Raw genomic sequence first — 15,148 nt, 5'->3', positions numbered from 1 at the left:
AGCACGAAGACCGGAAGGCTTGCGCTCCGGTCTGTGCACTTCATTTATGCCTTGGCCGTTTCTACCTGGCTCCAGGCTTTCGCCTGCAGGGCCTTGGCCCGGTCGTCGTACTTGGCGTCGACCAGTTTCATCTCATCGTCGGTCACATCATTAAATTCATTCTTGATCAGTTCACGGGCGCGCTCGGTCGGCAGCGCCAGGATGGCACTGAACTCGTCGTAAGCCAGGCCCGCGAATTGCTCCAGGGTCTTGATGCCGGCCAGACCCAGCTTGCCGGCGGTGGTGCGGTCCATCCCGTCCAGGTTGACCAGCGCCTCGTCCATACCCTCGAGACCTTCTTCGGAAGCGATCGCTTCGGTCACCAGCGCGTCGCGTGCGCGGGTGCGCAGTTCGTTGACGGTGTCCTCGTCGAACGATTCGATCTCCAGCATTTCGGAGATGGGCACGTATGCGACTTCTTCAAGGCTCGAGAAGCCTTCCTCGACCAGGATGCCCGCCACTTCCTCGTCCACATCCAGCTTTTCCATGAACAGCGCGCGCACGGCGGCGGTTTCCTGGGCAGCCTTGTTGGCCGATTCCTCGGCCGTCATGATGTTGATCTTCCAGCCGGTCAGCTCGGACGCCAGGCGTACGTTCTGGCCCGAACGGCCGATCGCGATCGCCAGGTTTTCCTCGTCGACGACGACGTCCATCGCGTGCTTCTCTTCATCCACCATGATCGACGAGACGTTGGCCGGGGCCAGCGCGCCGATCACGAACTGGGCCGGATCTTCCGACCACAGCACGATGTCCACGCGCTCGCCGCCCAGCTCGCCGGTCACGGCCTGCACGCGCGAACCGCGCATGCCGACGCAGGTGCCGATCGGGTCGATGCGCTTGTCCGCGGTAAAGACAGCGATCTTCGCGCGCACGCCCGGATCGCGGGCGGCCGACTTGATCTGCAGGAGACCCTGCTCGATCTCCGGCACTTCGAGTTCGAACAGCTTCATGATGAATTCCGGTGCCGTGCGCGACAGGATCACCTGCGGGCCGCGCATATTGCGGTCCACGCGCAGGATGTAGGCGCGGACGCGGTCGCCGATGCGCAGGTTTTCCTTCGGGATCATCTGGTCGCGCGGCAGGCGCGCCTCGATCTTGCCCGATTCGACGATCGCATCGCCGCGTTCCATGCGCTTGATGGTGCCGGTGACGAGGGCGTCGCCGCGCTCGAGGAAGTCCTGCAGGATCTGCTCGCGCTCGGCGTCGCGCACGCGCTGCAGCACGACCTGCTTGGTGTCCTGGGCGAAGCGGCGGCCGAACTCGACCGACTCGATCGGTTCTTCGATGTATTCGTCCACCTCGATGTCGGGAATCTGCTCCTTTGCTTCGAAGTGCAGGATTTCCTGGTCGGGCAGTTGCAGACCAGCTTCGTCCGGCACGACGTGCCAGCGGCGGAACGTTTCGAATTCGCCAGTGTCGCGGTCGATGGACACGCGAATGTCGACCTCGCCTTCGTAGCGCTTTTTCGTAGCTTGCGCCAGGGCGAACTCGAGCGCCCCGAAGACCACTTCCTTATCGACGTTCTTTTCGCGCGCGAGCGCATCAACCAATAACAAAATTTCGCGACTCATGCTTTGCGACTCCTAAAATCCACCTTTGGCACCAGGCGTGCCTTGTCCAGTTCGGCCAGCGTAAATTCCAGCAACGCCGGTCCGTCCTTGCTTTCAAATTCCAACCCGATCGTTTCGCCCTGCGGGGCATGCAGGATGCCCGTATAGGTCTTGCGGTTCGCGGTGCCGGGCATCGCGACGCGCAGCTTGACCGTGCATTCGCTGCCGGCAAAGCGTTCGAAGTCGGCCAGGGTGCGCACCGGACGATCCAGTCCGGGCGACGACACTTCCAGGCGCTCGTAGTCGACGTTTTCGACCGTCAACACGTGCGACAGCTGGTGGCTCACCGTGGCGCAATCCTCGACCGAGATCGGTCCCTTTTCGTCCGCCACTGCCGCCGGGAAGTCGATAAACACGCGCAGGATGCCTCGCTCGGCCCGCTCGACGTCGACGAGTTCGTAACCCAGTCCGCCGACCGTCGTGGCAATCAAATCAAACAACTGCACAAGTTTCTCCACGGTCCGGTGCCGGACCCTCAAAACGATTCAACAAAAAAAAAATGGGCAACTGCCCATCTTTGTATTCCCAACTGGAGCTTGTTCGCCAAAACAATATTGGGAAGCACTCGGGTTAGGACACGCATTATAACCCGATACAGGGTCGGCCGCAATCGCCGCACTGCAAAATGAACAGCTATGCAACAGTCTACTCTTTTGGTCAACCCGGCGCTGCGGACGGTCCATTTTCGCGCGGCATGACGCTTGTTGCACTGCGTGGTGCGGCTTCAAGGTGGGCACGGGGTGTCCACCCTACGATTTGCCGATGCAGTAGGGTGGGCACCCCGTGCCCACCAAGCACCGCCGGCGTTCGATCAACCGCGGCGGCCGCGCCGCGGCATGCCGTGGTCGGCCACGCGCGGGCCCTGGCTGCGGCGGCTCTGGCCGGTGCCGCCGAAGCCGAACGTCGTCTGCAACGGGTCCGGCTGGCGCGGTCCCTTGTTGTTGCCGCCCCGACCCTGGCCGCCGCGCGCCTGGTTGCCGCGCGCCTGGCCACCGCCGCCGCCCGCGCGCCCGCCCTGGCCGCCCTGGCCGGCGCCGGCACGTCCACCCAGGATGCCGAGGTCTTCGCGGCCGGTGCCGACGCGGACCACGGGCGGGCCGAACGGATCGACGTTGCGGTTGGCGTCCGCGCGATCGATGCGGTTGCCGTTGGAGCGGTGATCGTCCGCCTTGTTGCCGCCGCGATCCTTGCCGCCCTGGCCCTTGGCCTGGCCCTTGCCGGCGCCGTTGCTGTTGCCATTGCTGTTGCCGCCCTTCTTTTCGATGCCGAAGGCGTCGAGGAAGTGGCGCACGTCGTTTTCTTCCAGCTCTTCCCAGCGTCCGCGCTTGAGGCCGGACGGCAGGGTCATGGCGCCGTAGCGGGTGCGGATCAGGCGCGAGACGGTCAGGCCGACGGCCTCGAACATGCGGCGCACCTCGCGGTTGCGGCCTTCGCCGATCACGACGCGATACCAGCGGTTGACGCCTTCGCCGCCGCCGTCCACGATCTTCGTGAACGATGCCTTGCCGTCGTCGAGGTCGACGCCGGCCAGCAGCTTCTGGCGCATGCCCTCTTCCAGCTCGCCCAGCGTGCGCACGGCGTATTCGCGGTCGATGTTGTAGCGCGGGTGCATGAGGCGGTTCGCCAGGTCGCCGGAATTCGTGAACAGCAGCAGGCCCTCGGTGTTGAAGTCGAGGCGGCCCACGGCCAGCCACTTGCCGGTCTTCATGGTCGGCAGGCGGTCGAACACGGACGGACGGCCTTCCGGATCGTCCGCGCTGACGATTTCGCCGGCCGGCTTGTGGTACACCAGCACGCGCGGCGGCTTGTTGGACACGCGCCGCTGCAGCAGCTTGCCGTTGATGCGCACGGCGTCCGTCGGCAGGATGCGCTGGCCGATGTGGGCCGGCTCGCCGTTCACCGACACGCGGCCGGCGATGATCAATTCTTCCATGTCGCGGCGCGATCCCAGGCCGGCTTCGGCCAGCACCTTGTGCAGCTTCGGCGCGTCGTCCTCGGCCGTCAGGTCGCGGCGCGCCTTGGCGGGCTGGGACTGGCCGCGGCCGCCGTCGTTGGCGTCGAACGCGTCCGACGTGACGAACGAGAACACGGCATCGGCATCGTTGCCGTTGCCCTTGCCGCCCTTGGCCGGCTTGGCATTGTGCTTGGCGTTCTTGTTCTTGCCCGGCTGCTGCCTCTGGCCCTGTTGCTGCTGGCCGCCCTGCGGCTGGCCACCTTGCTGCTGGCCACCTTGCTGCTGGCCGTTCTGGCCCTGCGCCTGCTGGCCGCGCTGCTGGCCTTTCCTTTTCTGCTTGCCGCGGCGCTGCTCGTTGCGGCCGCCTTCCGGCGGCGCGGCGTCGGCTGCGGCTGCGTCGGCCGCCGGGGCGGCGGCTTCGGCGTCGGTGCGGGCCGGCTGGCGGGCGTCGCGCTGCTGGCGCTGTTCGCGCATCTGGCGCGGGCCGCGCGGCTTGCGCTGGTTGCCGGCGCCGTCGTCCGGCTGCGCGGCCGCGGCAGGCGCGGACTCGACGGGCGCAGGCGCGGGAGCAGCCGAAGCAGCCGGAGCCGGTTCGGCCGCCGCCGGTGCCGCTTCGGCGACGGCGGGCTTGCGGGTGCGCGGCTTGCGCGGCGCGGGCGCGGCGGCCGGGCTTTCGGCAGCGGGCGCGGCGGTGGCGGGCGCGCCGGCCTCGACCGCCTCGGCCGCCTTCTGGGCCGCGGTCTTGCGCGTGCGCTTCGGTTTCGCCTCGGTGTCCGGCTGCGCGGCCTCGGGCGCGGGCTGTGCCTCCGCCTTCGGCTTGGTGCGACGCTTGGGCTTGGCGGCCGTCTCCAGACCTGCCTCGGCAGGGGTCGTCTCGTTCATGTCAGTTGGATTCATCATTCGTTTCTTGGTTTTTCTGACCTTGCGCGACGATCAATCGTTGGACGCGGGCGCGGGGTCGTGTATCGGGACTTCAACGGGTGAAGTGTCGTCAAATTGTTGCAGGGCCGCTTCGAGCGCTTCCAGGCTGCGCCCGGCGCCGATGTCGGCCACCTGCTGCAACGGCGGCAGCTGGGACAGCGCGGCCAGTCCCAGGTCGTCGAGAAACTGCTTCGTCGTTCCCAGCAGCGCAGGACGCCCGGGCACTTCGCGGTGGCCGACCACGTCGATCCAGCCGCGGTCTTCCAGCATCTTGATCGTCTGCGAATTCACGGCCACGCCGCGGATTTCCTCGATGTCGCCGCGCGTCACCGGCTGGCGATAGGCGATGATCGCCAGCGTTTCCAGCGTCGCGCGCGAATATTTCGGCGGTTTTTCCGGCGCGATCCGGTCCAGGTAAGGCTTCATTTCCGGGCGGCTCTGGAAGCGCCAGCCCGACGCCAGGCTGACGATCTCGATGCCGCGATCCTGCCAATCCTGGCGCAATTCCTCGAGCAGGATCTTGATCGTATCCGACCCGACGCCGGCGCCGAGCGGCTCGCCGTCCTTGCCCACGTCGACGAACAGCTTCTTCATGGCGTGGATCGTCATCGGCTCGCGCGCGCACAGCAAGGCGGTCTCGAGGACCTTCTTGGCCTCATCATTGTTCATCACGATGTCGTCAGCGGAGTGTACAACTCTGGATGCTAAGAACCATCAAACATAACCCGTTCAACGCGACCGGCCGCACGGCCGCCAGGTTGAGACTTCACGCTTTGAAACGGGGTTCCGTAACCCGGCTTGGAATACCGGGCGGGATACCGCGGGGGGCTGTGCCCTGCCACGGGGCGGTCCACCGGCAAGTGGGCCGCAAACGGTTGATTTTCAAGAGAAACGGGGCTGCCGGTACCATCGGGAGACTGGGCTCTGGAGGCGAGGCTCCTGGCGCCGGGTTAAGCGAACGACATCGTTTCTTCCAACTGCCGTTCATTGTACCCGATAAAAGCGCGAAAAGGCATGCCGCGCTGCGCAACGCGGCGGACGGCGTGCTCAGTCGACGCCGCCGTGACGGGAATCACACGCTCAAACGGTCCGCCAGGATCGCGGAGACCCCCACGAAAGCGGGGTACTCGGCCGTGATCACATACGTCGGCACCTGCGTCAGGTAGCCGACGAAACGGCCCTTCCGCTCGAAGCGGGCGCGGAAGCACGAGGCCGCGAAGCGCTCGCCCAGGCGCGGGACGATGCCGCCGCCGATGTAGACGCCGCCCTGGGCACCCAGGGTCACCGCCAGATTGCCCGCGATGGTGCCCAGCATGCCGCAGAACACGTCGATGACCTCGGCGCACAGCGCGCAGCCGCCCGCCAGGCCGCGGCGCGTGATCTCGGGTGCGTCCAGCGCCACTGCGGCCACGCCGCGGTGGTGCGCCAGTGCGCGGTAAATCAGTTCCAGACCGGATCCGGACAGGAAGCGCTCGGCCGACACGTGCTCGAATTCGCGCCAGGCGAATTGCAGGATCGCGACTTCCGTCTCGTTGGCCGGAGAAAACGTCACATGGCCGCCTTCGCTGCGCAGCGCGGTCCAGACCGGCTTTGCGCCGCCGGGGAGGTTCTCGGCCGGCACGAGGCCGGACACACCCAGGCCCGTGCCCGCGCCGAGGAGGGCGATCGGCGTTCCGGCAACCGGAGCACCGGCGCCGACCTGGCATTTTTCGGCATCGCTCAAGTGCGGCAGCGCCATGGCCAGCGCGTAGAAATCGTTGACGACGGCCAGTTCGTCGAACCCGCATTCGCGCCGCAGCGCCTCGATCGAGAATTCCCAGTGGTGATTGGTCATGCGCACGAAATCGCCGACGATGGGATTCGCGATCGCGATCGCCGCATGGCGCACGCCACCGGCAACCGCCACGGCCGGCAGCGCCAGATAGGCGCGCAGGGCGTCGGCGAGGGTCGCGTGGGCGGCGCAGGACAGGACTTCGATCGCCTCGATCCGGCCGGGCCCCGTCTCCAGCGCAAAACGCGCATTGGTGCCGCCGATATCGGCCAACAGGCGCGGGCTCGCGTGGCGCGCGCTGTCCAGGCGCGGTTCGGTGGACGAATCGATGATGGCAACGGGCGAAACGATCATGGCAGGCCTAAGAAACGGATTCCTCAACTTTAAGGATTTCTTGGCTGCAGCGCAAGCATTTATTGTAGTTTAGGTACATCCAACCCCATATCCTGGGGAATCGGCGTAAAACTTGGTGCGGCTATTGAGTAGTCAAGCTACCAACGATGAAATCTGCGGAAACACCGGTCCCGGCGCCGCGCGATCGAAGCGGAGTGGAAACGGGAAGCGGGCCGGACCGCTCAGCCGATCTTCGGCTTGAGCCGGACGTCGGCGCGGCCGGCGGCGCAGTAATCGTTCCAGGCGTCCAGGCCGCCGCGCAGCGGGCGGGCGCGGTGGAAGCCGTTCTCGAGGAAGGTCTTGGCCACCTGGGCCGCGGTGACGTCGTTCGGGCAGGAGCAGTAGATGACGATGTGGCGGTTCTTGTCGAGCGCCGCCATCAGGCGTTCCGGTTCGGCGTCGCCATACACCAGCGCGCCCGGAATGCCCTCTTCCAGCTGGCGCGCGGTGACGCCGCGGGCGTCGACGATCAGCGGGTCGTGCCCCGCTTCCAGCAAGTCCTTGAGCTCGTCCATCGTGATGCGCGGCAAGTCGGTCGCGCCCAGATTGCGCTTGCGCTCGATGTATTTGAACGCCACGAACAAAGCGAGCAGGACGCCGACGACCATCAGCGCGGTGCTGCCGAGGGTCTCGAACCAGGCGATGACGTCGTCCACGCTGCCGTGGAACCAGGCGCCGAGGCCCATGCCGACGCCGCTCCACAGCAGGCCGCCGGCGATGGACAGCCAGACGAAGCGCGGCGTCGTCGTGCCCATGGCGCCGGCCAACGGCGGCGCGATCGTGTTAAAGCCCGGAATGAACTTGGCGACGACGAGGGATTTCGCGCCCCAGCGGCTGAAATTGTCTTCGGTCTGGCTCACGCAGGAATCGGGCGACAGCGAAATCTTGCACAACAGCCGCAGGATGCGCTTGCCGTAATAGCGGCCGGCGCGGAACCAGAAGTAGTCGCTGATCAGGCAAGCCACCACGGACACGACCAGGTACAGGGGCCAGTTCGCACCGCCGTTGACGGCCAGCGCGCCCGCGATGATCAGCACCGGAAACGCCGGAATCGGCAGCCCGATCTGTTCGAGCAGGACGGTGCCGAACACGATCAGGACGCCATAGACGTGTATCAGGTGCGAAAGCTGAGTCATCCCCGTATGGTAGCGGAAAACAGGCCCCGGCGTGGCGAAAGCGGCAACGCAAAATTCGGGGTCAGAAAACTCGGGGTCAGAGCATTTTTATTTCCAAATTCGGGGTCAGAGCACTTTTTTGAACAATTGCATGAAACCAAAAAAGGGCTCGCAAATGGCAATGCCGGCTGGGCGTTGGTCCGAGCGATGCAACCAACCTTCTCTAAAAACCATTGCTCCGAAAAGTGCTCTGACCCCGAATTTGGGCGGAAAAATGCTCTGACCCCGAATTTTCTGACCCTGAATTTTCAGGCGCGGGGGATCGCGGCCAGCAGTTGGCGGGTGTAGGGATGCTGTGGATTGCGATAGAGCTCGTCCGCGTCGGCCAGTTCGACGACGCTGCCGTGGTGCATCACCATCACGCGGTCGGAGATGTATTTCACGACCGACAGATCGTGCGAGATGAAGATGTAGCTCATCTTGTACTCGTCCTGCAGGTCCTGCAGCAGGTTCAGCACCTGGGCCTGCACCGACACGTCGAGCGCCGACACGGATTCGTCGCACACGAGGATCTCCGGCTTCATCGTCAGGCAGCGCGCGATGGCGATGCGCTGGCGCTGGCCGCCGGAGAATTCGTGCGGGTAGCGGTCGAACGCGTGCTCCGGCAGACCGACCCGCGCCAGCAGGTAGCGCGCATGTTCCGTGCGCTCCACATCGTTTGCGCCGATGCGGTGGATGCGCATCGGCTCCAGCAGGATCTGGCCGACGGTGAAGCGCGGGTTCAGCGACGCGTACGGATTCTGGAACACGATCTGGATGCGCCGCTTGTACGGCTGGAAGTCGGCGTCGCTCATCGCCACGAGGTCGCGGCCGTCGAACAGGGCGCTGCCGCCCGTCGCGCGGTGCAGGCGCAGCAAGGTGAGGCCGACCGTGGTCTTGCCCGATCCCGATTCGCCCACGACGCCCAGCGTCTTGCCGCGCGGGAGCGTGAACGAGACGTCCTTCACGGCCTTGAATTCGCGCTTGCCGAACAGGCCTTCGCGCACGTGAAAACTCTTGGCGAGGCCTTGCACGACGAGGATGTTCTCGTCGTCCGGCGCATAGCCGCGCGCGCGCTGCGGCAGCACGTCGTCCGGCTGCGCGCGGCCGCTCAGGTAATCGTCGATCACGGGCAGCCGCACGGGCCGCGCATCCAGCGGCGGACGGCAGTGCAGCAGCGCGCGCGTGTAGGCGTCGCGCGGCGCGCCCAGCACCTGCGCGGCCGCGCCCTCCTCCCGCACCTCGCCGTGGCGCATGACGATCACGCGGTCCGCGATCTCGCCCACGAGGCCCAGGTCGTGCGTGATGAACAGCACGGCCATGCGGCGCCGCTTCTGCAGGGCCGCGATCAGTTCCATGATCTGCTTCTGGATCGTCACGTCCAGCGCCGTCGTCGGCTCGTCCGCGATCAGGAGCTTCGGTTCGCACGCGATGGCCATGGCGATCATCACGCGCTGCTGCTGGCCGCCCGACATCTGGCTCGGATAGGCGTCAATCTTGCGCGCCGGATCGGGAATGCCCACTTCCTCCAGCAGTTCGAGCGTGCGCGCCCGCGCCTGCCGCTTGTCCATGCCGAGGTGCAGGCGCAGCACCTCGCCGATCTGGAAGCCCACCGTGAACACCGGGTTCAGCGACGACATCGGCTCCTGGAAGATCATCGCGATGTCCTTGCCGCACAGGCGGCGCCGCTCGGCAAGCGGCAGGTCGAGCAGCTCGCGGCCCTCGAACCGGATCGACGAACCGGGATGGATGATCGCCGTCTCCGCCGGCAGCAGCCCCATCACGGCGAGCGAGCTGACGGACTTGCCGCTGCCCGATTCGCCGACGAGGGCGACCGTGGCGTCCGGCGGCAGGCCGAACGAGATGCCCTTCACGGCCTCGGACGTGTTCTTTTTATCGGTCTTGAAGGACACGCGCAGGTCGCGCACCTCGAGCAGATTCGCGTCGTTCATTTCAGTTTCGGATCCAGCGCGTCGCGCAGCGCGTCGGCGAACAGCGAGAACGCCGTCACGAGCAGGGCCATGGCGGTGGCGGCGGCCGTCAGCTGCCACCACTTGCCGAGGATGAGTTCATTCTGCGCCTCGTTCAGCATGCTGCCCCACGAGACGACGCCCACCGGCACGCCGAAGCCGAGAAAGGACAGGATCACTTCGGCCTTGATGAAGCCGACGACGAGGATCGACATCTGCACGAGCGCCACGTGCGACACGTTCGGAAAGATATGCACGAACATCTTGCGCCAGCTCGAGGCGCCGATGGCGTCGGCCGCCATCACGTACTCGCGCGCCTTGTGCTTGATGTACTCGGCGCGCATCAGGCGGTACGGCCCCGTCCAGCCGGTGAGGCCGAGGATCAGCACGATCGTCAGCACGCCCCTCGTCTGCAGCACGGCGGCCACGGTGAGGATCATGAGGATCGCCGGAATCGACGTGAACACGCTGTAGAACCAGTTGAACAGGTCGTCGACCAGCCCGCCGTAGAAGCCGGACAGGGCGCCGAACAGCGTGCCCAACGCGACGGCGACGAACGCGGCAACGAGGCCCACGACGATCGACGTCTGCCCGCCCTTGATCGTCTTCTTGATGATGTCGTGGCCCCATTTGTCGGCGCCGAACGGCAAGGTCGTGCGCTTGGCAGCATGCGCGGCGTGCTGTTGTCGGGCCAGCTGCGCCCGCAGGTCCGCGATGTCGTCCGCCAGCGGATCGAAGGCGTTCGGCGGCACGGGGCGTTGCGGCGCCGCCAGCGCGGCCAAGGCCGGGTCGGGACCGACGAAGGTCGGCGGCGCGTAGTTGACGGCGACTTCGTCTTCCCAATCGGCGGCGACGAGTCCCGTCGCGGACAGCACCACGGACAGCAGGAACAGGCACACGACGGCCAGCGACGCCATCGCCACGCGGTCCGCGCGCAGGCGGCGCCACGCCAGGGTCCACGCACCGGGAGAGGTTGCCGGGCGCATCGACTCGCGCCCCGTCATTTGAGCTGCACGCGCGGGTCGACGGCCTGGTACATCAGGTCCGCCAGCAGGTTGAACACCATCGTGGCGGCGGCGACGTAGACCGTAATCGCCTTGATCACGGGGAAGTCGCTGCGCTCGACGGCGAGGATCACTTCGCGCCCGATGCCCGGGATGCCGAAGAAGCGCTCGAGCAGGAACGCGCCGATCAACAGGGCCGGCAGGTTGGCCATGACGTAGGTGATGATGGGGATGGCGGCGTTGCGCAGCACGTGGACCCAGACGATGCGGCGCTCCGGCAGGCCTTTCGCGCGCGCGGTGCGCACGTAATCCTGCCCGACCTCGTCCAGCACGAAGCTGCGGAACAGGCGCAGGGTCGGCGCCAGCGACACGGCCAGGCCGATCAGGATCGGCAAGGTAGCGTAGCGCAACAGGTTTTCCGTAAAGTGCTCGCCCCAGCCCTGCACGGGGAACAGCCCCAGTTTATAGGCAAGGCCGTACTGGAACACGATGATGTAGACAAGGATCGAGATCGACATGCCCACCGTGCACGCCACCATCACGAGCCGGTCCGTCAGCGAGCCGCGCACGAACGCGATGGCGAGGGCCAGCGCGATGCCGATGGACGTTTCCAGCACCGTCAGCGGCACGAGCACCGTCAGCGACGGTCTCAGGCGCGTCTTGATGATGTGCGACACGGGCTCGCCGGTCGCCCAGGCATTGCCGAAGTCGAACGTCAGGATCTGCTTCACGAAGATGCCGAGCTGGACGTACCAGGGCGCGTCGAGTCCCAACTGGGCGCGGATGTTCGCGATGGCGTGGGCGTCGGCCATCTTGCCCGCCAACAGATAGGACGGGTCGCCGCCGACCCAGTTGAACAGCACGAACACCAGCACGACGACGCCGGCCATCGTGGGCAGCATCTGCCACAGGCGCCGCAGGATATAAGCAAACATCGGGATTCCCGGGTGATTCATCGAACGCGTTCGGAACTATAGACCAGATTGCGTCGCCCCGGCCGAGAAAAAATGTCGCACGGCTATAACCAAATCGACGTGTGATGGTGCCGGATTTTCCGGATAGGCCGTTAAGGAAAGACCGATCCTGTAGTAAGCACTTACATTCATGCGTTTTTATGGTGCGTAGCTGCACAAAGTTGGTGCAGAATGTTGTAATTACGCATCAACTAAAGTCCAAATAAAAAACTGAATACAACATTTCCTGCGAAACGATAACCACTAAATTTTGTTGAGCAAAAAATTTTATTTGATATTTACAACATTGCTGCATATATGCATGTTTTCTCGTTGACTTTGTCTTTTAGCAATGATTTCATTGTCTTGTAGCAAATAAAATTCCTTCCCACAAGGAAGGGCTAGATCAATAACAAGGATCTGCGAGCCGGCGCGTAGTCCGCACCGGCCCAGCTCAGAAGGGACTCAAGACAAATGATGTCGGAAAAAGTTTTATCTCGATCGGTGCGCCTGATGTTCGCCGGCGGCATGGCCCTCGGCGCGTCCGTCGTTCACGCACAGGACGGCAACGCGGCCGCGGCACCCGCGCCGATGCAGCGCGTGGAAGTGACGGGTTCGCGCATCCCGTCGCTGAACACGGAGGGCTCCAGCCCCATCACCACCCTGAGCGCGAAGGACATCAAGATCGATGGCGTGCGCAATACCGAAGACCTGCTGAACAACCTGCCCCAGGTGTTCGCGTCCCAGGGTGCCGCCATCTCGAACGGCGCCAGCGGCACGGCGACCGTCGACCTGCGCGGCATGGGCGCCCAGCGTACCCTGGTGCTCGTCAACGGCAAGCGCCTGCCCTCCGGCAGCGTGCTCAGCGTCGCAGCCGACCTGAACCAGATCCCGAGTGAACTGATCCGACGCGTCGACGTGCTGACCGGCGGCGCCGGCGCCGTGTACGGCTCGGGCGCCGTGTCGGGCGTCGTCAACTTCATCCTGAAGGACAACTACGAAGGCGTGGAACTGGAAGCCAACATCTCCGGCGCCAACCACCACCAGCACAACGACGAGATCCAGTCCATCGTCAAGGAGAAGGGTTTCCCGCTGCCGGGCAACCACGCGTTCGACTCGAAGAAGTACGACTTCAGCATCCTGATGGGCTCGAACTTCGCGGACAACAAGGGTAACGCCACATTCTTCGTGTCGCACCACCACGCCGACGCCCTGCTGCAATCGGAGCGCGACTACTCGGCCTGCTCGCTGGGCGCGTCCGATCCGGGCATGGCCTGCTCGGGCTCGGGTACGTCGATCCCGCGCGTCGGCAAGTACACGCCGGATGCGAACGGCAATCCGCGCAAATACGTGTCGGCCACCGATGCCTACAACTTCGGCCCCCTGAACTTCTTCCAGCGCCCGTCGGACGAGTACAACATCAACTCGATGCTGCACTACGACGTCAACGAGAATGCGCGCATCTACAGCGAATTCAGCTTCCACAACTACACGACCGACGCCCAGATCGCGCCGGGCGGCATCTTCTACGGCCAGCAGGCGACGATCGCCTACGAGAACCCGCTGCTGAACTCTGCCTGGCGTACCGCGCTGGGCCTGAACAACCCGGGCGACACGACCACCGTCTCCGTCGGCAAGCGCAACGTCGAAGGCGGCCCGCGCTCGAACAGCATCACCGACTCGTCGTTCCGCGAAGTGCTGGGCGTGAAGGGCATGATCGGCGACTGGTCCTATGACGTGTTCGGCCAGTTCGCGCGCGTCAACCACAGCGACCGCTCGACCGGCTATTTCTCGACCCGCCTGATCGCCAACGCGCTGGACGTCGTCGCCGATCCGACCACGGGCAAGGCCGTGTGCCGCTCCGTCGTCAACGGTTCGGACACGGCGTGCGTGCCGTACAACCTGTACAAGCAGGGCGGCGTCACCCAGGCCGCGCTCGACTACCTGAACGCCACCGGCTCGAACGGCGGCTTCACGCAGCAATCCGTGTTCGGCATGAACTTCGGCACCGACCTGACCCGCTACGGCATCAAGCTGCCGACCGCCGACAGCGGTGCCGGCGTGTCGTTCGGCTACGAGCAGCGCGTCGAGAAGCTGTCGTTCGAGCCCGACTACGAAAACGTGACGGGCGACCTGTCCGGTGCCGGCGGCGCCTCCCCGGCCGTCGCGGGTTCGTACAACGTGAAGGAAGCGTACGGCGAATTCAAGCTGCCGCTGCTGGACAACAAGCCGTTCGCGAAGCACATGGACTTCTCGGGTTCGTACCGCCGTTCGAACTACAGCACCGATGCCAAGACCAACACCTTCGGTCTGGGCCTCGACTGGCAGCCGATCGACCAGCTGCGCGTGCGCGGTTCGGCCCAGCGTGCCGTCCGTGCACCGAACGTCTATGAACTGTACACGCCGCAAGCCGTGGTGCTGGCCGGTCCGACCGACGACCCGTGCGGCGGCGAGCATCCGAAGGCGACGCAAGCCCAGTGCGCCAACACGGGCCTGCCCGCTTCGCTGTACGGCCAGGTGACCGAGAACTCGACCAACCAGTACAACGGCCGTACCGGCGGCAACCCGAACGTCAAGCCGGAAACCGCCAACACGTACACGGTCGGTCTCGTGATCGATCCGATCAAGAACCTGACCATCACGCTGGATGCGTTCAAGCTGAAGATCAAGGACGCGATCCAGGCCGTCAACGCCCAGAGCGTGTTCTCGCAGTGCCTGGCGTCCGGCAATCCGCTGTACTGCAACATGATCCACCGCGACTCGCTGGGCTCGCTGTGGCTGCTGCCGACCGGCTACGTCGAAGCCGGCACCACGAACATCGGTTCGCAGGGCACCTCAGGCCTGGACGTGGGCGCCAGCTACCGCACCCGCCTGCCGAAAGGTTACGGCAACCTGGACTTCACGCTGAACGGCACCTATGTGCACAGCTACACCGTGGAGAACCTGCCGGGCACGGGCAGCTACGATTGCACCGGCCTGTACGGCGCGACCTGCGGCACGCCGACGCCGAAATGGCGTCACAAGCTGCGCACGACCTGGTCGAGCCCGTACAACTTCGACATGTCGCTCACCTGGCGCTACATCGACCGCCTGAAGAACGACATGCTCGATTCGAACCCGCAGCTGAAAGGCGACCTGGACACGCAACGCGACGCGTACCTGGCTTCGCGCAGCTACTTCGACCTGAACGGCGTGTACCGCTTCAACCGCAAGCTGGCCCTGAGCCTGGGCGTCAACAACCTGCTGGACAAGGATCCGCCGATCGCTTCGTCGAGCTCGGTGACGGGCACCTACGGCAACGGCAACACGTTCCCGCAGGTGTACGATTCGTACGGCCGCTTCATCTACGCCAACCTGACCTACCGCTTCTGATCGCCTG

General features: G+C 65.2%; 10 protein-coding genes. 1 reads left to right on the top strand and 9 read right to left on the bottom strand.

The window, feature by feature from the left end:
• Positions 1 to 44 precede the first annotated feature (44 nt).
• From nusA to ISF28_RS19580, 9 genes are all read right to left on the bottom strand, one after another.
• A complete protein-coding gene (nusA, locus tag ISF28_RS19620) occupies positions 45 to 1,610 on the bottom strand; it encodes a transcription termination factor NusA (protein WP_198118866.1) in 1,566 nt (521 codons plus the stop codon).
• A complete protein-coding gene (gene rimP / locus ISF28_RS19615) occupies positions 1,607 to 2,095 on the bottom strand; it encodes a ribosome maturation factor RimP (protein WP_198118997.1) in 489 nt (162 codons plus the stop codon). The genes nusA and rimP overlap by 4 nt, the downstream gene beginning before the upstream one ends.
• Positions 2,096 to 2,460: 365 nt before the next feature.
• Positions 2,461 to 4,500: a 23S rRNA pseudouridine(2605) synthase RluB gene (gene rluB / locus ISF28_RS19610; protein WP_198118996.1), complete on the bottom strand. Its 2,040-nt coding sequence runs from the start codon at positions 4,498 to 4,500 to the stop codon at positions 2,461 to 2,463.
• 36 nt (positions 4,501 to 4,536) lie between these two features.
• Positions 4,537 to 5,193 (bottom strand): SMC-Scp complex subunit ScpB, encoded by a 657-nt coding sequence (gene scpB / locus ISF28_RS19605; protein WP_198118865.1) that lies wholly within the window; start codon positions 5,191 to 5,193, stop codon positions 4,537 to 4,539.
• 403 nt (positions 5,194 to 5,596) lie between these two features.
• Positions 5,597 to 6,649: a glucokinase gene (locus ISF28_RS19600; protein WP_198118864.1), complete on the bottom strand. Its 1,053-nt coding sequence runs from the start codon at positions 6,647 to 6,649 to the stop codon at positions 5,597 to 5,599.
• A 221-nt stretch (positions 6,650 to 6,870) separates the two neighbouring features.
• Positions 6,871 to 7,824, bottom strand: coding sequence for a DedA family protein/thiosulfate sulfurtransferase GlpE (locus tag ISF28_RS19595; RefSeq protein WP_198118863.1), 954 nt, complete (start codon positions 7,822 to 7,824; stop codon positions 6,871 to 6,873).
• A gap of 287 nt (positions 7,825 to 8,111) precedes the next feature.
• The gene (locus tag ISF28_RS19590; protein ID WP_198118862.1) at positions 8,112 to 9,794 is read right to left on the bottom strand and encodes an ABC transporter ATP-binding protein; all 1,683 of its coding nucleotides are present in this window, start codon (positions 9,792 to 9,794) and stop codon (positions 8,112 to 8,114) included.
• Positions 9,791 to 10,816 carry an ABC transporter permease gene (locus ISF28_RS19585; RefSeq protein ID WP_198118861.1) on the bottom strand — a complete coding sequence of 342 codons (1,026 nt, stop codon included), beginning with the start codon at positions 10,814 to 10,816 and terminating at the stop codon, positions 9,791 to 9,793. The genes ISF28_RS19590 and ISF28_RS19585 overlap by 4 nt, the downstream gene beginning before the upstream one ends.
• Entirely contained in the window at positions 10,813 to 11,751 is a 939-nt protein-coding gene (locus ISF28_RS19580; RefSeq protein WP_198118860.1) for an ABC transporter permease, read from the bottom strand. The genes ISF28_RS19585 and ISF28_RS19580 overlap by 4 nt, the downstream gene beginning before the upstream one ends.
• A gap of 492 nt (positions 11,752 to 12,243) precedes the next feature.
• Here ISF28_RS19580 and ISF28_RS19575 point away from each other — a divergent pair, with 492 nt between their 5' ends.
• Positions 12,244 to 15,141 (top strand): TonB-dependent receptor domain-containing protein, encoded by a 2,898-nt coding sequence (locus tag ISF28_RS19575; protein WP_229519217.1) that lies wholly within the window; start codon positions 12,244 to 12,246, stop codon positions 15,139 to 15,141.
• Positions 15,142 to 15,148: the final 7 nt, after the last annotated feature.

The organism is Massilia rhizosphaerae (assembly GCF_016093545.1).
Classification (GTDB): Bacteria; Pseudomonadota; Gammaproteobacteria; order Burkholderiales; family Burkholderiaceae_D; genus Telluria; species Telluria rhizosphaerae.
The sequence above is the reverse complement of the archived record's forward strand: the minus strand, read 5'-3'. Positions and strand labels throughout refer to the sequence as shown.

Coding starts and splice junctions, on each gene's coding strand:
- ISF28_RS19600 (WP_198118864.1), bottom strand. CDS start 6,649: ATGATCGTTTCGCCCGTTGCCATCATCGATTCGTCCACCGAACCGCGC.
- scpB (WP_198118865.1), bottom strand. CDS start 5,193: ATGAACAATGATGAGGCCAAGAAGGTCCTCGAGACCGCCTTGCTGTGC.
- ISF28_RS19595 (WP_198118863.1), bottom strand. CDS start 7,824: ATGACTCAGCTTTCGCACCTGATACACGTCTATGGCGTCCTGATCGTG.
- ISF28_RS19590 (WP_198118862.1), bottom strand. CDS start 9,794: ATGAACGACGCGAATCTGCTCGAGGTGCGCGACCTGCGCGTGTCCTTC.
- ISF28_RS19585 (WP_198118861.1), bottom strand. CDS start 10,816: ATGACGGGGCGCGAGTCGATGCGCCCGGCAACCTCTCCCGGTGCGTGG.
- ISF28_RS19575 (WP_229519217.1), top strand. CDS start 12,244: ATGATGTCGGAAAAAGTTTTATCTCGATCGGTGCGCCTGATGTTCGCC.
- nusA (WP_198118866.1), bottom strand. CDS start 1,610: ATGAGTCGCGAAATTTTGTTATTGGTTGATGCGCTCGCGCGCGAAAAG.
- rluB (WP_198118996.1), bottom strand. CDS start 4,500: ATGAATCCAACTGACATGAACGAGACGACCCCTGCCGAGGCAGGTCTG.
- ISF28_RS19580 (WP_198118860.1), bottom strand. CDS start 11,751: ATGTTTGCTTATATCCTGCGGCGCCTGTGGCAGATGCTGCCCACGATG.